At 70.2% G+C, this 16,390-nt stretch carries 27 protein-coding genes and 1 pseudogene; 2 read left to right on the top strand and 26 right to left on the bottom strand.

The window, feature by feature from the left end; all coding sequences use genetic code 11:
* Positions 1–38: 38 nt before the first annotated feature.
* On the bottom strand, positions 39–527 hold the full coding sequence (gene rpsI / locus AC1C2V_RS05565; RefSeq protein WP_495388596.1) for a 30S ribosomal protein S9: 489 nt from the start codon (positions 525–527) through the stop codon (positions 39–41).
* A gap of 32 nt (positions 528–559) precedes the next feature.
* A complete protein-coding gene (gene rplM / locus AC1C2V_RS05570; protein ID WP_495388597.1) occupies positions 560–1,009 on the bottom strand; it encodes a 50S ribosomal protein L13 in 450 nt (149 codons plus the stop codon).
* 286 nt (positions 1,010–1,295) lie between these two features.
* On the opposite strand from rplM, the gene AC1C2V_RS05575 reads away from it, so the two are divergent.
* Positions 1,296–1,706: a DUF5709 domain-containing protein gene (locus tag AC1C2V_RS05575; protein ID WP_495388598.1), complete on the top strand. Its 411-nt coding sequence runs from the start codon at positions 1,296–1,298 to the stop codon at positions 1,704–1,706.
* A gap of 24 nt (positions 1,707–1,730) precedes the next feature.
* Here AC1C2V_RS05575 and truA read toward each other — a convergent pair whose 3' ends face one another.
* Positions 1,731–2,654, bottom strand: coding sequence for a tRNA pseudouridine(38-40) synthase TruA (truA, locus tag AC1C2V_RS05580; RefSeq protein ID WP_495388599.1), 924 nt, complete (start codon positions 2,652–2,654; stop codon positions 1,731–1,733).
* Positions 2,655–2,684: 30 nt separating this feature from the next.
* On the opposite strand from truA, the gene AC1C2V_RS05585 reads away from it, so the two are divergent.
* Positions 2,685–3,518 carry an ROK family protein gene (locus AC1C2V_RS05585; RefSeq protein WP_495388600.1) on the top strand — a complete coding sequence of 278 codons (834 nt, stop codon included), beginning with the start codon at positions 2,685–2,687 and terminating at the stop codon, positions 3,516–3,518.
* A 126-nt stretch (positions 3,519–3,644) separates the two neighbouring features.
* Here AC1C2V_RS05585 and AC1C2V_RS05590 read toward each other — a convergent pair.
* The 23 genes and pseudogenes from AC1C2V_RS05590 to rplP all read right to left on the bottom strand — a co-directional run.
* Positions 3,645–4,328 (bottom strand): annotated as a pseudogene (locus AC1C2V_RS05590) (alpha/beta fold hydrolase); the annotation flags it as partial.
* A gap of 107 nt (positions 4,329–4,435) precedes the next feature.
* Positions 4,436–4,969, bottom strand: a complete 534-nt coding sequence (gene rplQ / locus AC1C2V_RS05595) for a 50S ribosomal protein L17 (RefSeq protein WP_495388601.1) — start codon at positions 4,967–4,969, stop codon at positions 4,436–4,438.
* A gap of 76 nt (positions 4,970–5,045) precedes the next feature.
* A complete protein-coding gene (locus tag AC1C2V_RS05600) occupies positions 5,046–6,062 on the bottom strand; it encodes a DNA-directed RNA polymerase subunit alpha (RefSeq protein ID WP_495388602.1) in 1,017 nt (338 codons plus the stop codon).
* A gap of 161 nt (positions 6,063–6,223) precedes the next feature.
* Positions 6,224–6,631: a 30S ribosomal protein S11 gene (rpsK, locus tag AC1C2V_RS05605; protein ID WP_495388603.1), complete on the bottom strand. Its 408-nt coding sequence runs from the start codon at positions 6,629–6,631 to the stop codon at positions 6,224–6,226.
* Between the two features lie 82 nt (positions 6,632–6,713).
* Positions 6,714–7,088 (bottom strand): 30S ribosomal protein S13, encoded by a 375-nt coding sequence (rpsM, locus tag AC1C2V_RS05610; RefSeq protein ID WP_495388604.1) that lies wholly within the window; start codon positions 7,086–7,088, stop codon positions 6,714–6,716.
* 172 nt (positions 7,089–7,260) lie between these two features.
* Positions 7,261–7,374, bottom strand: a complete 114-nt coding sequence (gene rpmJ, locus AC1C2V_RS05615; RefSeq protein ID WP_009740505.1) for a 50S ribosomal protein L36 — start codon at positions 7,372–7,374, stop codon at positions 7,261–7,263.
* A 70-nt stretch (positions 7,375–7,444) separates the two neighbouring features.
* A complete protein-coding gene (gene infA, locus AC1C2V_RS05620) occupies positions 7,445–7,666 on the bottom strand; it encodes a translation initiation factor IF-1 (RefSeq protein ID WP_135973020.1) in 222 nt (73 codons plus the stop codon).
* A gap of 224 nt (positions 7,667–7,890) precedes the next feature.
* Positions 7,891–8,775, bottom strand: coding sequence for a type I methionyl aminopeptidase (gene map / locus AC1C2V_RS05625; RefSeq protein ID WP_495388605.1), 885 nt, complete (start codon positions 8,773–8,775; stop codon positions 7,891–7,893).
* Positions 8,776–8,788: 13 nt separating this feature from the next.
* Positions 8,789–9,346, bottom strand: a complete 558-nt coding sequence (locus AC1C2V_RS05630) for an adenylate kinase (protein WP_495389125.1) — start codon at positions 9,344–9,346, stop codon at positions 8,789–8,791.
* Between the two features lie 92 nt (positions 9,347–9,438).
* On the bottom strand, positions 9,439–10,737 hold the full coding sequence (gene secY, locus AC1C2V_RS05635) for a preprotein translocase subunit SecY (protein WP_495388606.1): 1,299 nt from the start codon (positions 10,735–10,737) through the stop codon (positions 9,439–9,441).
* Positions 10,738–11,039: 302 nt separating this feature from the next.
* Positions 11,040–11,507 (bottom strand): 50S ribosomal protein L15, encoded by a 468-nt coding sequence (gene rplO / locus AC1C2V_RS05640; RefSeq protein WP_495388607.1) that lies wholly within the window; start codon positions 11,505–11,507, stop codon positions 11,040–11,042.
* A gap of 2 nt (positions 11,508–11,509) precedes the next feature.
* Complete coding sequence (gene rpmD, locus AC1C2V_RS05645) at positions 11,510–11,692, bottom strand: 50S ribosomal protein L30 (RefSeq protein WP_079573239.1); 183 nt, start codon at positions 11,690–11,692, stop codon at positions 11,510–11,512.
* A complete protein-coding gene (gene rpsE, locus AC1C2V_RS05650; RefSeq protein ID WP_495388608.1) occupies positions 11,692–12,372 on the bottom strand; it encodes a 30S ribosomal protein S5 in 681 nt (226 codons plus the stop codon). The genes rpmD and rpsE overlap by 1 nt, the downstream gene beginning before the upstream one ends.
* 43 nt (positions 12,373–12,415) lie before the next feature.
* Complete coding sequence (gene rplR / locus AC1C2V_RS05655) at positions 12,416–12,787, bottom strand: 50S ribosomal protein L18 (RefSeq protein ID WP_495388609.1); 372 nt, start codon at positions 12,785–12,787, stop codon at positions 12,416–12,418.
* A complete protein-coding gene (gene rplF / locus AC1C2V_RS05660; RefSeq protein ID WP_495388610.1) occupies positions 12,787–13,323 on the bottom strand; it encodes a 50S ribosomal protein L6 in 537 nt (178 codons plus the stop codon). Before rplF ends, rplR begins: the two co-directional genes overlap by 1 nt.
* A gap of 19 nt (positions 13,324–13,342) precedes the next feature.
* Positions 13,343–13,741, bottom strand: a complete 399-nt coding sequence (gene rpsH / locus AC1C2V_RS05665) for a 30S ribosomal protein S8 (protein WP_495388611.1) — start codon at positions 13,739–13,741, stop codon at positions 13,343–13,345.
* A gap of 73 nt (positions 13,742–13,814) precedes the next feature.
* The gene (locus tag AC1C2V_RS05670) at positions 13,815–14,000 is read right to left on the bottom strand and encodes a type Z 30S ribosomal protein S14 (RefSeq protein WP_079572442.1); all 186 of its coding nucleotides are present in this window, start codon (positions 13,998–14,000) and stop codon (positions 13,815–13,817) included.
* Between the two features lies 1 nt (position 14,001).
* Positions 14,002–14,574, bottom strand: a complete 573-nt coding sequence (gene rplE / locus AC1C2V_RS05675; protein ID WP_495388612.1) for a 50S ribosomal protein L5 — start codon at positions 14,572–14,574, stop codon at positions 14,002–14,004.
* Complete coding sequence (gene rplX, locus AC1C2V_RS05680) at positions 14,574–14,915, bottom strand: 50S ribosomal protein L24 (RefSeq protein ID WP_495388613.1); 342 nt, start codon at positions 14,913–14,915, stop codon at positions 14,574–14,576. Before rplX ends, rplE begins: the two co-directional genes overlap by 1 nt.
* 2 nt (positions 14,916–14,917) lie before the next feature.
* Positions 14,918–15,286, bottom strand: a complete 369-nt coding sequence (gene rplN / locus AC1C2V_RS05685; RefSeq protein WP_495388614.1) for a 50S ribosomal protein L14 — start codon at positions 15,284–15,286, stop codon at positions 14,918–14,920.
* Positions 15,287–15,431: 145 nt separating this feature from the next.
* Positions 15,432–15,722 (bottom strand): 30S ribosomal protein S17, encoded by a 291-nt coding sequence (rpsQ, locus tag AC1C2V_RS05690; protein WP_495388615.1) that lies wholly within the window; start codon positions 15,720–15,722, stop codon positions 15,432–15,434.
* A 7-nt stretch (positions 15,723–15,729) separates the two neighbouring features.
* Positions 15,730–15,969: a 50S ribosomal protein L29 gene (gene rpmC, locus AC1C2V_RS05695; protein ID WP_495388616.1), complete on the bottom strand. Its 240-nt coding sequence runs from the start codon at positions 15,967–15,969 to the stop codon at positions 15,730–15,732.
* Positions 15,969–16,388, bottom strand: coding sequence for a 50S ribosomal protein L16 (gene rplP, locus AC1C2V_RS05700; protein ID WP_495388617.1), 420 nt, complete (start codon positions 16,386–16,388; stop codon positions 15,969–15,971). The genes rpmC and rplP overlap by 1 nt, the downstream gene beginning before the upstream one ends.
* Positions 16,389–16,390 lie beyond the last annotated feature (2 nt).

Here is a 16,390-nt window from a genome sequence, read left to right on the forward strand (position 1 = left end):
CACGCTCCTGTCGATGCTTGTCGATCAGGAGCTCTCGATCAGCGCTTCGAGTACTGCGGGGCCTTGCGGGCCTTCTTGAGACCGGCCTTCTTGCTCTCGACCGCACGCGGGTCACGCGTGAGGTAGCCGGCCTTCTTCAGCGCGGGGCGGTTCGCCTCGGTGTCGATCGCGATGAGCGCGCGGGCAATGCCCAGGCGCACCGCACCGGCCTGGCCCGAGGGGCCACCGCCGGTGAGGCGGACGATGACGTCGAAGCGGCCCTCGACCTCGACCAGCTTCAGCGGCGAGTTCACGAGCTGCTGGTGCACCTTGTTCGGGAAGTAGTCCTCGAGGGTGCGCCCATTGATCTTCCACTGCCCGGTGCCGGGGACGAGGCGCACGCGCGCCACGGCCTCCTTGCGGCGGCCGACGGCCTGGCCGGGAGCGGTGATGGACTGGCCGCCGTCCGCGACGGGCGCGGCGGTCTCGGTGGTGTAGGAGCTGGGCGTGTTCTCGTCCAGCTCGGTGTCGACGGTGGTCTCGGCCACTGGGATTCCTTCGCTTTGCATCCGGCAGCGGCTCAGGCCTGCTGCGAAACCTGAATGATCTCGAACGGCTTGGGCTGCTGGGCCGCGTGCGGGTGCTCCGCGCCACGGTAGACCTTCAGCTTGCCGAGCTGCTGCGTCCCGAGGGAGGTCTTCGGGAGCATGCCGCGCACGGCCTTCTCCACGGCCCGCTCGGGGTTCTTCTCGAGGAACTCCCCGTAGTTGACCGAGCGGAGACCGCCCGGGTAACCGGAGTGGCGGTAGGCCAGCTTGGTCTCCCGCTTGTTGCCGCTCAGGGCGACCTTGTCCGCGTTGATGACGATGACGAAGTCACCACCGTCGACGTGCGGGGCGAAGGTCGGCTTGTGCTTCCCGCGCAGAAGGGTGGCGACCTGGCTCGCCAGGCGGCCGAGGACGACGTCGGTCGCGTCGACCACGTACCAGTCACGCTGGACGTCGCCGGGCTTGGGGGTGTAAGTACGCACGGTTGCGTCACCTTTTCGTGTTCGGTGTCGTCGGGCGAGAAGCGGCGCCCGATGAGTCAGGATGTTGTGCGCGGGGCTCCATGCTGGTGTCCCTGGCCGAGGCGTCGTCGGGGGCGAGTGGGCGCGCTGACGACGCAGGACACCGGAGGCAAAGCACAACGACTGGTCAGTTTAGCGACCGAGTGCCCCCGCGGTCAAAATGGCGCCTGTCACCCTCCTGCGGCGGCCAGCTCCGCGGCCCTCGGGCGGGGATGCGGGAGCCTGCCCACGGAGGCACCGTAGGACCATGACCGACACCCCAGGCACCTCCCCCGACCCCCTCACCGGCGCCGAGGGCGACGCGGACCAGCTGCCCAACGAGGACACCCTGGCCGACCCCGACCTCGACGACCTCCTCGACGAGGGCTACTCCCCGCTGGAGCGCTCGCGGTCCAACCACTGGGGCGAGACCGCCTGGGAGGAGTCCGCCGGCGAGCCCCTCGACCGCCGGCTCCGCGAGGAGCAGCCGGACGTCTGGGAGCGGGACCCCCTCGAACGGCCCGACACCACCCGCGCCGGACGACTTGCCGAGGACCCGGAGGCGGACCCCGGCGAGGACGGCGACCGCCACAACGACATCTACGGCGAGGACGCGGGCATCGACGGCGCCGGCGCCAGCGCCGAGGAGGCCGCCGTCCACTGGGTCGACGAGCCCTAGCGTTCCGATGGTCGAGCCTGCGGCTCAACCACCGACCTCGCCCGGGTCACGCCTGGCGCGGATGCGCTCGGCCCGGGCGGCGAGCTCGTCGTCGTCCGGGTACTCGACGTGCTCCAGGACGAGCCCGCGCGCCGCGACCACGCCGGCGGCGGCCGACCGGACACGCTCGGCCAGGACGGCGGACGGCGCGTCCTCGTCCCGGCGGCCCTCCCCCACGGCGAGGGACATCCCGACGAGCGACCGCACCATCGAGTGGCAGAACGCGTCCGCCTGCACGGTGGCGACGGCGAGCCCAGCGTCCTGTCCCGCGGCGGGCCGTTCCCAAACCAGGTGGGTGAGCTCGCGGATCGTCGTGGCACCCTCGCGGGGCCTGCAGAACGCGGCGAAGTCGTGCAGGCCGATCAGCGGCTGCATCGCCCGGTGCATCGCCTCCACGTCGAGCGTACGGCGGTGCCACAACATCCAGTCGCGGCGCAACGGATCGCGCAGCGCCGGGGCGTCGGCCACCCGGTACGCGTATCGGCGGTGCAGCGCGGAGAACCGCGCGTCGAAGCCGGCAGGCGCCTCGGAGGCGCGGTGCACCACCACGTCGGGCGGCAGCAGGCCCGTGAGCCGGTCCGTCAGCGCCGCACCGGGGGCGCGGTCGGACCGCCCCGGCAGCGCCTCCCAGCGCTCGCGCGAGACGTCGACGTGCGCGACCTGCCCTCGGGCGTGCACCCCCGCATCCGTGCGCCCGGCGACGGTGAGGCGCGGCCGCGGCAGCCCCAGCGGGCCGGCGCGCACCACCGTCGCGAGCGCGTCCTCGAGCACGCCCTGCACGGTGCGCAGCCGGGGTTGCGTGGCCCATCCGGCGAAGCGCGTGCCGTTGTAGGCGAGGTCGAGGCGCACCCGGAGGGTGTCTGCGGTCGGGCCGGGGACGAAGGCGTCGGGGGGTGTCGGCGTGCTCACCGCACCATTGTGGCCGGATGATGTCCCCTGATGACCGACGCAGGCGCCTCCGCGCGCACCCCAGAAACCCGCCCCGGGACGACGACGGGCCCCCGGCCCCCCGCCCCCTCGGACGTGCTGACCCTCGCCGTCGACTGCGGTGGCGGCGGCATCAAGGCCGCCGTCCTCGACTCGGCGGGCACCGCGCACGCCACCCCCGTCCGGGTGCCGACGCCCTACCCGCTGCCCCCGAGGCTGCTCCTGGACACCGTGGCCGACATCGCGGCCCGCCTCCCGGCCGCGCACCGAGTGACCCTCGGGATGCCGGGCATGATCCGGCACGGCGTCGTGGTGCACACGCCGCACTACATCACCCGCTCGGGCCCACGCTCCCGCGTGCTGCCCGAGCTCGTGGCGGCCTGGGAGAGCTTCGACGTCCGTGGCGCGCTCGCCCGCCGGCTCGGCGTGCCGGCGATGGTGCTCAACGACGCGGAGGTGCACGGCGCCGGCGTGGTGGCGGGTTCCGGGGTCGAGCTGGTGCTCACGCTCGGCACCGGGCTGGGCTCGGCCCTCTTCGACGGCGGCCGGCTCGCGCCGCACCTCGAGTGGTCGCACGCCCCGCTGCGTCGCGGCGCGACGTACGACCAGTACATCGGGGAGCCCGAGCGGCGCCGGCTCGGGGACGGGCTGTGGTCACGACGCGTGGTCGCCATGGTCGACGGCCTGCGACCGGTGTTCCGCTGGGACCGCCTCTACCTGGGCGGCGGCAACTCCCGCAGGATCACCCCGACCGCGCTCGACCGCCTGGGCGACGACGTCGTCGTCGTCCCGAACTCCGCCGCGCTCGTGGGCGGTGCCCGGGCCTGGGACCTGCCGCTCGGCTGACCGCGCTCCGCCCGGTCGCGGCGCGGCCGGCCCCAGCTCGGCCGAGGCCTCCAGCAGCACCCGCGTGAACGCGACGGGCGCGTCCAGGCTGACGAGGTGCCGGGCGTGCGGCACCACGACGAGCCGCGCGGGCGCCCCGCCCGACCGGGCCGCCGCGACGAGCGCGCGCTCCTGGGCGCGGAAATGGTCGTACCGCCCGTTGACGACCCACACCAGGCTGCGCCCCGCGGCCAACGCCCCGAGGGTGTCGGTGGGCTCCAGCTCGCGCAGCATCTGGCTCATCACCCGGAGCGCGAAGCCGCCGGCACCCAGGTCGCGGGCGCTCTCGGCGTCGAGCACCGCCCGGACGAAGGCACCGTTCAGCCGCGCGCCCTGGTCCGGCCAGCCCTCGATCCAGCGGGCGATCCGCAACCAGGCGGGGCGCAACCCGGACGACGTGGGCGTGCTGCACGAGGCCGCGACGAGACCCAGGCTCTGCTCGGGGTGCCGCGCACGGTGCTCGATGGCGAGGTACCCGCCCAGGGAGAGCCCTGCCACGAGCCCCCGGCCGCCGACCTCGTCGACGCCCTCCCGGATCGTCGCGACCGCCCCGTCCAGGGTGAACGGCTCGGCGGTGCGCCCGCCGTGGCCCGGCAGGTCCACGGCGACCACCCGGACCCCCGCGGCGCCCAGTGCCGCCAGCTGACGGCGCCACATCGTGGCCGACGTCCTCGACCCGTGGACGAGCACGACGGGCGCGACAGGCGCGATAGGCACGCCAGGCGCGTCAGGCGCGTCAGATACGGCGGGCGGTACGGTGCGAGCGACCATGCTCCCACCATGCCCCCCGCCGTGCCACGTGCCCACCGCGGGGACGACACAGCCCCGCACCACCTCGGGTGGCACGGGGCTGCGTCGTGAGCCGGAGCTGCGGGAGGTCAGGCCTCCTTGGTCTCCTCGGTGGCGGTGGCCTTCTCCTCGGCGGCCTCGGCCGGAGCCTCGGGCGCCTCGGTGGTCTCCGGAGCCTCGTCCTTGACGGGCTTCTCGTCGGCCGGCTTGGCAGCCTTCTCGGCGGCCTTCGTGGCCTCCTTGACGACGGCCTGCTTGGGGCTCACCGGCTCGGTGACGAGCTCGATGACCGCCATCGGCGCGTTGTCGCCCTTGCGGTTGCCGACCTTGGTGATACGCGTGTAGCCACCGTTGCGCTCGGCCATGGCCGGGGCGATCTCGGTGAACAGCGTGTGCACCACGGACGTGTCGCGCACGACGGTCAGGACGCGACGACGGGCGTGCAGGTCACCACGCTTGGCGAAGGTGATGAGGCGCTCCGCCAGGGGGCGCAGTCGCTTCGCCTTGGTCTCGGTGGTGGTGATGCGGCCGTGCTCGAAGAGCGCCGTCGACAGGTTCGCGAGGATCAGGCGCTCGTGAGCCGGGCCGCCTCCGAGCCGCGGACCCTTGGTGGGGGTAGGCATTTCTGGTTCTCCTTGAGGGTGGTTCCACGCCGCGCGGCCCGGTCAGGTCGAGCGGGCCGCTGCGGGCGCGGAGACGTCAGTACGACTGCTCGTCGGTGTACGTGGCCTCGTCGTCCCCACCGCTGAAGTACGCGGCACTGGACGGGTCGAAGTCGAGCGGCGAGTCCTTGAGGGACAGGCCCAGCTCGGCGAGCTTCTCCTTGACCTCGTTGATCGACTTCGCACCGAAGTTGCGGATGTCGAGCAGGTCGGCCTCGCTGCGCGCGACCAGCTCACCCACCTGGTGGATGCCCTCGCGCTTGAGGCAGTTGTACGACCGGATCGTGAGGTTGAGCTCCTCGATCGGCAGCGCCAGGTCCGCAGCCAGCGCGGAGTCCGTCGGCGACGGGCCGATCTCGATGCCCTCGGCCTCGACGTTCAGCTCGCGGGCGAGGCCGAACAGCTCGACGAGCGTCTTGCCGGCCGAAGCGAGCGCGTCGCGCGGCGCCATGGCCGACTTCGACTCGACGTCGACGATCAGCTTGTCGAAGTCCGTACGCTGCTCGACTCGGGTGGCCTCGACATTGTAGGTGACCTTGAGGACCGGCGAGTAGATCGAGTCGATGGGGATACGGCCGATCTCGGCCTCGTCGGACTTGTTCTGCGCGGCCGACACGTAGCCACGACCACGCTCGACGGTCAGCTCGATCTCGAGCTTGCCCTTGTCGTTGAGCGTGGCGACGTGCAGGTCGGGGTTGTGCACCTCGACACCCGCCGGCGGCACGATGTCCGCGGCGGTGACCACGCCTGCGCCGGTCTTGCGCAGGTACATCACGACCGGCTCGTCGTTCTCCGAGGAGACGACGAGGTTCTTGATGTTGAGGATGATCTCGGTGACGTCTTCCTTGACACCCGGCACGGTGGAGAACTCATGGAGCACACCGTCGATACGGATGGAGGTGACGGCTGCGCCCGGGATGGACGACAGCAGGGTCCGGCGCAGCGAGTTGCCGAGCGTGTAGCCGAAGCCAGGCTCGAGCGGCTCGATGGAGAAGCGCGAACGGTACTCCGAGATGACCTCTTCGGTCAGGGAGGGGCGCTGTGCGATCAGCACGATCTGGTCCTTTCAGTGTGCGTCCGCCATATGACGCATCACGGATCCGCGAACTCTCGCGGTCCTGGGCGGGACTCTGTCCACCCGCCCGGGCAGGCTGCGGCGTCGTACCGGGCTGGGTGCCGATCCCTCGGCACCCGGGCCCGACGACGTCGGGAGGGTCAGACGCGGCGACGCTTCGGGGGGCGGCAGCCGTTGTGCGCCTGGGGCGTCACGTCCTGGATCGAGCCGACCTCGAGGCCGGTCGCCTGGAGGGAGCGGATCGCGGTCTCACGACCGGAACCCGGGCCCTTGACGAAGACGTCGACCTTCTTGACACCGTGCTCCTGGGCGCGGCGCGCCGCCGACTCGGCAGCGAGCTGCGCGGCGTACGGCGTGGACTTGCGGGAGCCCTTGAAGCCGACGTGGCCGGCGGACGCCCACGAGATCACGGCGCCCGAGGGGTCGGTGATCGAGACGATCGTGTTGTTGAAGGTGCTCTTGATGTGCGCCTGGCCGAGCGGGACGTTCTTCTTGTCCTTGCGGCGCGGCTTCCGCCCAGCGGCGGTGGCGCGAGTCTTGGGAGGCATGTGTGCTCGTTCTCTCCTGGTCTGAGGTCGTCGGACCGGTGCGGGCGTCAGCGATGTGCGCCCGCATGCCGGACTGCTGGCGTCAGCGGGTCTTCTTCTTGCCCGCCACGGTGCGCTTCGGGCCCTTGCGGGTGCGCGCGTTGGTCTTGGTGCGCTGACCGCGCACCGGCAGGCCCCGGCGGTGACGCAGGCCCTGGTAGGTGCCGATCTCGACCTTGCGGCGGATATCGGCAGCGACCTCGCGACGCAGGTCGCCCTCGAGCTGGTAGGTGCCCTCGAGGTGGTCACGGAGCGCGACGAGCTCGGCGTCGCCGAGGTCCTTGACGCGCAGGTCCGGGCTGATCCCGGTGGCGGCCAGCGTCTGCTGGGCGCGGGTACGGCCGACGCCGTAGATGTAGGTGAGCGCAACCTCGAGCCGCTTGTCGCGGGGGAGGTCGACGCCGACAAGACGTGCCATGTGTCGTCCGGCTCCTGTACTTCTTCCAGAGGTCTGCCGCACCGCCCTCCCGCGAAGACCGCGGGCCCCGGCCCCTGGGCCGAGGGTTCCCCCGCCGCCCCTCGCGGGACGTCGGGTTCGTGGTGGTGCGCTTGTGCGTGACGGCGAACTCGCCGTCAGCAGGTGGCTGCGATCAGCCCTGGCGCTGCTTGTGGCGCAGGTTCTCGCAGATCACCATGACGCGACCGTGCCGGCGGATCACCTTGCACTTGTCGCAGATCTTCTTGACGCTCGGCTTGACCTTCATCAGTGTTCCTCCGCCGCCGTACGCACGCCGGCAGGTGCCGGCGCCCCGACGGCGCTCGATGGGGTGGTGGTTACTTGTAGCGGTAGACGATCCGACCGCGGGACAGGTCGTACGGGCTGAGCTCGACCACGACACGGTCCTCCGGGAGGATCCGGATGTAGTGCTGACGCATCTTGCCCGAGATGTGCGCGAGGACCCTGTGGCCGTTCGCGAGCTCCACACGGAACATCGCGTTCGGCAGGGCCTCGATCACGCTGCCCTCGATCTCGATGACGCCGTCCTTCTTTGCCATGTCCTCCGCTAACTGTCGTCTGGCCCCGGGCGCCCGTCAGCAACTGACGAATGCCCGAATGTCGTGCGTGCCGCCTGCTCACCCTCGGCCCGGCCGACCCGCGATCGAGCCAGGTCGTGCTGGTCTGCAGCGCCACCATCTCGCGACTGCATCGAGGAACTGCCGAACGGACTACACCCGACAGAACATCGTACCCCTTCGCACCATCAGCTGCGAACGGGTGCTCAGGTGGTGATCATCACCGGCTCGATCTCGAACGGAGCGAGGCCGGCCCGCCCGCCGTCGACCGCGGTGAGCACGCTGATGCCGTCCTCCAGGACGGCCACCGTGTGCTCCCAGTGTGCCGCCCGTGACCCGTCCTCCGTCACGACCGTCCAGTCGTCGTCGAGCACGCGGGTGGCGCCGCTCCCCCGCGTGACCATCGGCTCGACGGCCAGGCACATGCCCGGCCGCAGCCGCGGTCCGCGATCGGAGGTACGGAAGTTCACGACGTCGGGCGGCTGGTGCATCGCGGTGCCGATGCCGTGCCCGACGTAGTCCTCGACGATGCCGTACTCGACCCCTGTCGCCCCGCCCGCCAGCTCCACGGCGGCCTCGACGGCAGCGCCGACGTCGTTCAGGCGCCGGCCGCCGGCCAGCGCCGCGATCCCCGCCCACATCGCCGTCCGCGTCGCGCGCACTAGCGCGAGGTCGGCGGGGTCCACCGCGGGTTCCGCGCCCGGCACGTCGACGTCCAGGGCGCCCCCCGGGCCGAGCACGAGGCTCGTCGCCGAGTCGCCGTGCCAGCCGTCGACGATCGCGCCGCAGTCGATCGAGACGACGTCCCCGACCTCGAGGACGCGGCCACCCGGGATCCCGTGGATCACCTCGTCACCCACGGACACGCACACCGTCGCCGGGTACCCCAGGTAGCCCAGGAACGAGGGCGTGGCGCCCGCGTCGGCGATCGTCCGTGCGGCGACCTCGTCGAGGTCGGACGTCGTCATGCCCGGCGCCGCGGCCGCGCGCACGGCGTCCAGCGCGGACGCGACGACGAGGCCGGCACGGCGCATGACGCGCACCTGCTCGACAGTCTTGAGCTCGACGCGCTCACGCGTTCCGAAGATCATGTCGGCCGAGCCCTCAGCCCAGCTCGGCGGCCAGCGCCTGCACGATGCGCTCCGTGACCTCGTCGACCTGACCGATGCCGTCGACCTTGGCCAGCAGGCCGCGTTCGGCGTACGCCTCGGTCAGGGGGGCCGTCTGCTCGTCGTAGATGTCGAGGCGACGGGCGATCGCGTCGGGGGTGTCGTCCTCGCGGCCCTCGGTCTCTGCCCGCTTGGCGATCCGGGCCAGCAGCTCGTCGCGCGCGGCGGTCAGCTCGATGACGCCGTCCAGCTCCCAGCCGAGGTCGCCCAGGATGTCGTCCAGCGCCTCGACCTGGTGCGCGTTGCGCGGGTAGCCGTCGAGCAGGAAGCCGGTCTTCACGTCGTCCTCGCCGAGGCGCGCGCGCACCATCTGGTCCGTGACCTCGTCGGGCACGAGCTCGCCCTTGGCGCTGTACTCCTGCGCGAGCCTGCCCAGCTCCGTACCGCCCTTGATGTTGGCGCGGAAGATGTCGCCCGTCGAGATCGCGGGGATGTCGAACAGCTCGGCGAGCCGGGCGGCCTGCGTGCCCTTGCCCGCGCCCTGCGGACCCATGATCACCAGGCGCGTGACTCGCGCCTCCGCGCTGCGCGTGCCGTGGAGCTCGCGACGGGTGGTCGGGGCGGCGCTGCCGCCGTTCGTCTCGGTCAACGGAGGAACCCTTCGTAATGACGCTGCTGGAGCTGGGAGTCGATCTGCTTCACGGTCTCGAGACCGACTCCGACGATGATGAGGATCGACGTGCCGCCGAACGGGATGTTCGTGGAGACGTCCAGCACGACGAGCACGATCGTCGGGATGAGCGCGACGACCGCCAGGTACACCGAGCCCGCGGCTGTGATCCGCGTGATCACGTAGTCCAGATACTCGGCGGTGGGCCGCCCGGCACGGATACCCGGCACGAAGCCGCCGTACTTCTTCATGTTGTCCGCGACCTCGTCCGGGTTGAACGTGATCGAGGTGTAGAAGAACGCGAAGAAGATGACCATCAGCACGTACAGCACGATGTACAGCGGGTCGGACTGCTGGACGAGGTTCTGGGAGATCCAGACCACCCAGTCCGCGGACTGGTCGCCGAACTGGGCGAGCAGGCCGGGGATCGCCAGGATCGACGCCGCGAAGATGACCGGGATGACGCCGGCCATGTTGATCTTGATCGGGATGTAGGTGCTGGTGCCGCCGTACATGCGGCGGCCCACCATCCGCTTCGCGTACTGCACGGGGATGCGCCGTTGCGACTGCTCGACGAAGACGACCAGCCCGACGACGAGCACGATGACCGCGATCATCACGATGAAGTTGAGCGGACCGTTGGCGCCGCCGGCGATCGACCACAGTGCGGACGGGAAGCTGGCCGCGATCGACGTGAAGATGAGCAGCGACATGCCGTTGCCGACACCGCGCTCGGTGATCATCTCGCCGAGCCACATGACCAGGCCGGTGCCCGCGGTCATCGTGATGACCATCAGGGCCGCCGTCGCGAAGCTGTCGTCGGCGATGACGTCGACGCCGCAGCCCGGGAACAGCATCCCGGTGCGTGCCGTCGTGATGATCGTCGTCGACTGCAGGATCGCCAGGGCGATCGTCAGGTAGCGCGTGTACTGCGTGAGCTTGGTCTGCCCCGACTGCCCCTCCTTGTGGAGGGCCTCGAAGCGAGGGATGACCACACGCAGCAGCTGCACGATGATGCTCGCGGTGATGTACGGCATGATGCCGAGCGCGAAGATCGACAGCTGCAGGAGCGCGCCACCGCTGAACACGTTGACGAGCCCGAGCAACGAGGTGCTGCCCTCGAGGGCCGCCACGCACTGCTGCACGTTGCCGTAGTCGACGCCGGGTGTTGGCACGAGCGACCCCACCCGGAAGAGGGCCATGATCGCGATCGTGAACAGCAGCTTGCGCCGCAGGTCCGGTGTCCGGAAAGCCCGGCCGAATGCGCTGAGCACCTATCCTCCTGACCCGCCGCGGCGGGTTGTCGTGTCGCCGGGGCCGGCGAGGTGTGGCGCGAGCTCCCGGAGCCGCGGCCCGTGGGCCCCGTCGCCGTCGCGCCGACTGGGTCGTCGGTCCGGCCGGTTGCCCCGGGCTCGCCGCTCACCCGGATCGGGTGCGCGGCGCGGACCGTGACGGATTCTACGTGCCTGCGACGCGTGATCCAGACCACACGCCGCCGGGGCGGTCGTCGCCCGAGGCACGCCGGGAGCACACAGGGCCGGCAGCGCATGGTGCGCCGCCGGCCCTGATGCGGATGTCAGTCCTCGGAGACCGTGCCGCCGGCCGCCAGGATCTTGTCCTTGGCGGAGCCGGAGACGCGGTCGACCGTGACGTCCAGCTTGACGGTGATCTCGCCCGTCCCGAGCACCTTCACCGGCTGGCCCTTGCGGACCGCGCCGTTGGCGACGAGACCCTCGACGGTGACGGAGCCACCCTCGGGGTACAGCGCGGCGAGCTTGTCCAGGTTGACGACCTGGTACTCGACGCGGAACGGGTTCGTGAACCCGCGCAGCTTCGGGAGGCGCATGTGCAGAGGCATCTGCCCACCCTCGAAGCCGGCGGGCACCTGGTAGCGAGCCTTCGAGCCCTTGGTGCCGCGACCCGCCGTCTTGCCCTTCGACGCCTCGCCACGACCCACGCGGGTCTTGGCGGTCTTGGCGCCGGGGGCCGGACGCAGGTGGTGGACCTTCAGCGGCTGGGCCGCCTTCTCAGCCTTGTCGGCCATGTTCACTCGACCTCCTCGACGGTGACGAGGTGCGCCACCGTGGTGACCATGCCACGGATCTCCGGGCGGTCCTCCTTCACGGCGGTGTCGCCGATCCGCTTGAGGCCGAGGGTCCGCAGCGTGTCACGCTGGTTCTGCTTGCCGCCGATGGCGGACTTGACCTGTGTGACCTTCAGTCGAGGCATCACGCACCCACCTTCGCGCCGGACTTCTCCGCCTTGTCGGCGCGCCCGGCGGCCTGCGCACGCAGGAGCGCGGCCGGGGCCACGTCCTCCAGCGGCAGACCACGGCGGGCGGCCACGGCGGCCGGCTCCTCGAGGCCCTTGAGGGCCGCGACGGTGGCGTGCACGATGTTGATCGAGTTCGACGAGCCGAGCGACTTGCTCAGCACGTCGTGGATGCCTGCGCACTCCAGCACGGCGCGGACCGGACCACCAGCGATCACACCGGTACCCGGCGAGGCCGGGCGCAGGAACACGACGCCGGCGGCCTCCTCACCCGTGATCGGGTGCGGGATGGTGCCCTGGATGCGCGGGACGCGGAAGAAGTTCTTCTTCGCCTCCTCGACACCCTTGGCGATCGCCGCGGGCACCTCCTTGGCCTTGCCGTAGCCGACCCCGACCGTGCCGTCGCCGTCGCCCACCACGACCAGCGCGGTGAAGCTGAAGCGGCGGCCACCCTTGACGACCTTCGAGACGCGGTTGATCGTCACCACGCGCTCGACGAAGGCGTTCTTGTCGGCCTGGTCACGGCCACCGCCGCGGCGGTCGTCGCGACGACCGCCGCCGCTGCCACCGCGGCGCCCGTCAGTCTTGTTGGACTCGTTGGCGCCCTGGGGGGCGCCGGTGCGCTGCCCTGCAGCCATCAGAGGATCCTCATCTTCCGTGCGAACTCGCGGACGTCGGCCATCACAGCTCCAGCCCTGCTTCCCGTGCGCCGTCGGCGACCGCAGCCACGCGACCGTGGTACTTGTTGCCACCGCGGTCGAAGACCACGGACTCGATGCCGGCGGCCTTGGCACGCGCGGCGACGAGCTCGCCGATCTTGTGCGCCTTCGCCGTCTTGTCGGCGTCGAGAGCACGCAGGTCCGCCTCGAGGGTCGAGGCGGAGGCGACGGTCTTGCCGACCGTGTCGTCCACGACCTGCGCCACCATGTGGCGCGAGGAGCGGGTCACGACGAGGCGCGGGCGCACCGCGGTGCCCCGGATCTTCTTGCGCAGGCGCAGGTGACGGCGCTGGCGAGCAACGGCCTTGCCCTTGCCCAGAATCTTGAGAGCCATCACTTACCAGCCTTTCCGACCTTGCGGCGGACGACCTCGCCGGCGTAACGCACGCCCTTGCCCTTGTAGGGCTCGGGCTTACGGATCTTGCGGATGTTCGCGGCGACCTCACCGACCTGCTGCTTGTCGATGCCGGCAACCGAGAACTTGGTGGGGCTCTCCACCGCGAAGGCGATGCCCTCCGGCGCCGAGACGACGACCGGGTGCGAGAAGCCGAGGGCGAACTCCAGGATCTGACCCTTGGCAGCGACGCGGTAACCCGTGCCGACGATCTCGAGCTTCTTCTCGTAGCCCTGGGTCACACCGGTGACGATGTTGGCCAGGAGGGTGCGGGTGAGGCCGTGCAGCGCACGGGACTCACGCTCGTCGTCCGGGCGCGACACCACGAGGGTGCCGTCGTTCTGGGCGACGGTGATGGGTGCGGGCACCGTGTGCTCCAGGGTCCCCTTCGGGCCCTTGACGGTCACGAGCGCACCACTGATGGTGACGTCCACGCCGGCCGGGACCGGAACGGGGAGCTTGCCGATTCGAGACATGGCGATTCTCCTTTCCGGATTACCAGACGAAGGCGAGGACTTCCCCGCCGACACCCTTGGCCTGGGCCTGACGGTCGGTCAGCAGGCCGGAGGACGTGGACAGGATCGCCACGCCCAGGCCGCCGAGGACCTGAGGCAGATTGGTGGACTTCGCGTAGACGCGGAGGCCGGGCTTCGAGACGCGCCGCACGCCGGTCAGGGCGCGCTCACGGGTCGGGCCGTACTTGAGGGACAGCGTGAGGGACTTGCCCACCGTCGCGTCCTCGACGTTCCAGCCGGTGATGTAACCCTGCGCCTGCAGGATCTCCGCGATGTGCGACTTCAGCTTCGAGTGCGGCATGGTCACCGTCTCGTGGTGTGCCGAGTTCGCGTTCCGCAGACGCGTCAGCATGTCTGCGATCGGGTCTGTCATGGTCATTGGGCTCCAGCCCTTCCTCGCCGAGGTATCCAGGCGGCACGTGCGTGCCTCGCGGACCTACGACGTAGTGGTTTTACCAGCTGCTCTTGGTGACACCGGGAAGCTCGCCCCGGTGGGCCATCTCCCGCACGCAGATCCGGCACAGGCCGAACTTGCGATAGACCGAGTGCGGACGGCCGCAGCGCTGGCACCGGGTGTAGGCGCGGACGGCGAACTTCGGCTTGGCGTTCGCCTTGTTGATCAGGGCCTTCTTCGCCATGTCAGTTCTCCTTGAAGGGGAAGCCGAGACGGCGCAGCAGAGAGCGGCCCTCGTCATCGGTCGTCGCCGTGGTCACGACCGTGATGTCCATACCGCGGACGCGGTCGATCTTGTCCTGGTCGATCTCGTGGAACATCGACTGCTCCGTGAGGCCGAAGGTGTAGTTGCCGTGCCCGTCGAACTGCTTCGGGCTCAGGCCGCGGAAGTCGCGGATGCGCGGCAGCGCGGTCGCGAGCAGGCGGTCCAGGAACTCCCACATGCGGTCGCCGCGCAGTGTGACGTGCGCGCCGATCGGCATGCCCTCGCGCAGCTTGAACTGCGCGATGGACTTCTTGGCCCGGTTCACCTGGGGCTTCTGCCCGGTGATCGCGGTGAGGTCGCGGATCGCGCCCTCGATGAGCTTGGAGTCCTTGGCAGCGTCACCGACACCCATGTTCACGACGATCTTGGTCAGACCGGCAACCTGCTGGGTGTTCTGGTGGCCGAACTCCTCGAGCAGGGCCGCGATGATCTCCTCGCGGTACTTCTGCTTGAGGCGCGGCAGGGCCGGGGCCTCGAGAGTGGTCTCGGTCATCAGATGTCCTTCCCGGAACGCTTGGCGACGCGCACGCGAACGGTGCGGGTACGGCCGTCGCGCTCGACCTGCTCGGTGCGGAACCCGACGCGCGTGCCCTTCTTGGTCTCCGGGTCGACGAGCATCACGTTCGAGACGTGGATGGACGCCTCGACCGTCTCGATGCCACCCGTACGGGTGCCACGCGCCGTCTGGCCGGCCTTGACGTGCTTGGTGACGCGCTGCACGCCCTCGACCACGAGGCGGTCGGTCTCGGTCAGCACCTCGAGCACGCGACCGGTCTTGCCCTTGTCACGACCGGCGACCACGATCACCTGGTCGCCCTTCTTGATCTTCGCCATGGTCAGAGCACCTCCGGCGCGAGCGAGACGATCTTCATGAACCGCTTGTCACGCAGCTCGCGGCCCACCGGGCCGAAGATGCGGGTGCCACGGGGCTCGCCGTCGCTCTTGAGGATCACGGCGGCGTTCTCGTCGAACTTGATGTAGGAACCGTCGGGACGACGGCGCTCCTTGGCGGTCCGGACGATGACGGCCTTGACCACGTCGCCCTTCTTCACGTTGCCGCCGGGGATCGCGTCCTTGACGGTGGCGACGATCGTGTCGCCGATACCGGCGTAGCGACGGCCGGATCCACCGAGAACACGGATGCAGAGAATCTCCTTGGCACCCGTGTTGTCGGCGACCCGCAGTCGCGACTCCTGCTGGATCATCGATTGATCTCCTGTCGTCGAGCTGGTTCTCGTCCCGGGATGTCCCGGGCGAGCCTTGCCGAACGGATAGTTGCTGAGGTGGCCAGGGAGGGCCGCATACGTGTGTCACGGCCCGCCCCGGCCGAAGGTCAGACGACCTTCTGGATCACTTGGCCTTATCGAGGATCTCCACCAGTCGCCACCGCTTGGACGCGGACAGCGGGCGGGTCTCCATGATTTCGACCAGGTCGCCGATACCGGCGGAGTTCTGCTCGTCGTGCGCCTTCGCCTTGGTGGTGGTGCGCAGGACCTTCCCGTACAGGGGGTGCTTCTTGCGGTCCTCGACCTCGACGACGATGGTCTTATCCATCTTGTCGCTGACGACGTAGCCGCGGCGGACCTTGCGCGTGGCGCGCGCGGTCTCCTCGGCGGTCACCGCGTTGGTGTTCTCGCTCATCGATGCCTCACTCACTCACGCTCGGGGCCGTGCGGATACCGAGCTCACGCTCGTGCAGGACCGTGTAGATCCGCGCGATGTCGCGCTTGACGGCCTTGATCCGACCGTGGGACTCCAGCTGGCCGGTGGCCGACTGGAAGCGGAGGTTGAAGAGCTCCGCCTTGGCCTTCTTCGCCTCGGCGACGAGCTTCTCGTCGTCGAAGCCGTCCAGGTCAGCGGGGGACATGCCCTTGGTTCCGACTGCCATCAGTTCGCACCACCCTCGCGCGCCACGAAACGGCACTTCATCGGGAGCTTGTGGATCGCACGGCGCATGGCCTCGCGAGCCAGCTCCTCCTCGACACCGGCCAGCTCGAAGATGATCCGACCGGGCTTGACGTTGGCGACCCACCACTCGGGTGAGCCCTTACCGGAACCCATGCGGGTCTCGGCGGGCTTCTTGGTCAGGGGACGGTCCGGGTAGATGTTGATCCAGACCTTGCCGCCACGCTTGATGTGGCGGGTCAACGCGATACGAGCAGCCTCGATCTGACGGTTGGTGACGTAGGCGGGCTCGAGAGCCTGGATGCCGTAGTCGCCGAACGCGATCGTGGTGCCACCCTTCGCCGCGCCGGAGCGCGACGGGTGGTGCTGCTTGCGGTGCTTGAGCCTGCGGGGGATCAGCATGA

The sequence above is a fragment of the Isoptericola sp. Y541 genome, from assembly GCF_059445465.1.

Excerpts from the sequence above, each read along its gene's own strand:
- AC1C2V_RS05670 (WP_079572442.1), bottom strand. The coding sequence starts at position 14,000 with ATGGCGAAGAAGGCCCTGATCAACAAGGCGAACGCCAAGCCGAAGTTC.
- rplE (WP_495388612.1), bottom strand. The coding sequence starts at position 14,574 with ATGACCGAGACCACTCTCGAGGCCCCGGCCCTGCCGCGCCTCAAGCAG.
- AC1C2V_RS05630 (WP_495389125.1), bottom strand. The coding sequence starts at position 9,346 with ATGGGTCCGCAGGGCGCGGGCAAGGGCACGCAGGCCGCCCGGCTCGCC.
- rplF (WP_495388610.1), bottom strand. The coding sequence starts at position 13,323 with ATGTCTCGAATCGGCAAGCTCCCCGTTCCGGTCCCGGCCGGCGTGGAC.
- AC1C2V_RS05585 (WP_495388600.1), top strand. The coding sequence starts at position 2,685 with ATGACCGACGCAGGCGCCTCCGCGCGCACCCCAGAAACCCGCCCCGGG.
- rplP (WP_495388617.1), bottom strand. The coding sequence starts at position 16,388 with ATGCTGATCCCCCGCAGGCTCAAGCACCGCAAGCAGCACCACCCGTCG.
- rpsE (WP_495388608.1), bottom strand. The coding sequence starts at position 12,372 with ATGGCTGCAGGGCAGCGCACCGGCGCCCCCCAGGGCGCCAACGAGTCC.
- rpmC (WP_495388616.1), bottom strand. The coding sequence starts at position 15,969 with ATGGCAGTCGGAACCAAGGGCATGTCCCCCGCTGACCTGGACGGCTTC.
- rpmJ (WP_009740505.1), bottom strand. The coding sequence starts at position 7,374 with ATGAAGGTCAAGCCGAGCGTCAAGAAGATCTGCGACAAGTGCAAGGTG.
- rplR (WP_495388609.1), bottom strand. The coding sequence starts at position 12,787 with ATGGCTCTCAAGATTCTGGGCAAGGGCAAGGCCGTTGCTCGCCAGCGC.
- rpsH (WP_495388611.1), bottom strand. The coding sequence starts at position 13,741 with ATGACCATGACAGACCCGATCGCAGACATGCTGACGCGTCTGCGGAAC.
- rpsQ (WP_495388615.1), bottom strand. The coding sequence starts at position 15,722 with ATGAGCGAGAACACCAACGCGGTGACCGCCGAGGAGACCGCGCGCGCC.
- rplX (WP_495388613.1), bottom strand. The coding sequence starts at position 14,915 with ATGGCGAAGATCAAGAAGGGCGACCAGGTGATCGTGGTCGCCGGTCGT.
- rplO (WP_495388607.1), bottom strand. The coding sequence starts at position 11,507 with ATGGCCGACAAGGCTGAGAAGGCGGCCCAGCCGCTGAAGGTCCACCAC.
- map (WP_495388605.1), bottom strand. The coding sequence starts at position 8,775 with ATGATCTTCGGAACGCGTGAGCGCGTCGAGCTCAAGACTGTCGAGCAG.
- rplQ (WP_495388601.1), bottom strand. The coding sequence starts at position 4,969 with ATGCCTACCCCCACCAAGGGTCCGCGGCTCGGAGGCGGCCCGGCTCAC.
- infA (WP_135973020.1), bottom strand. The coding sequence starts at position 7,666 with ATGGCAAAGAAGGACGGCGTCATCGAGATCGAGGGCAGCGTGATCGAG.
- rpsM (WP_495388604.1), bottom strand. The coding sequence starts at position 7,088 with ATGGCACGTCTTGTCGGCGTCGACCTCCCCCGCGACAAGCGGCTCGAG.
- rplN (WP_495388614.1), bottom strand. The coding sequence starts at position 15,286 with ATGATCCAGCAGGAGTCGCGACTGCGGGTCGCCGACAACACGGGTGCC.
- rpsK (WP_495388603.1), bottom strand. The coding sequence starts at position 6,631 with ATGCCTCCCAAGACTCGCGCCACCGCCGCTGGGCGGAAGCCGCGCCGC.
- rpmD (WP_079573239.1), bottom strand. The coding sequence starts at position 11,692 with ATGCCTCGACTGAAGGTCACACAGGTCAAGTCCGCCATCGGCGGCAAG.
- AC1C2V_RS05575 (WP_495388598.1), top strand. The coding sequence starts at position 1,296 with ATGACCGACACCCCAGGCACCTCCCCCGACCCCCTCACCGGCGCCGAG.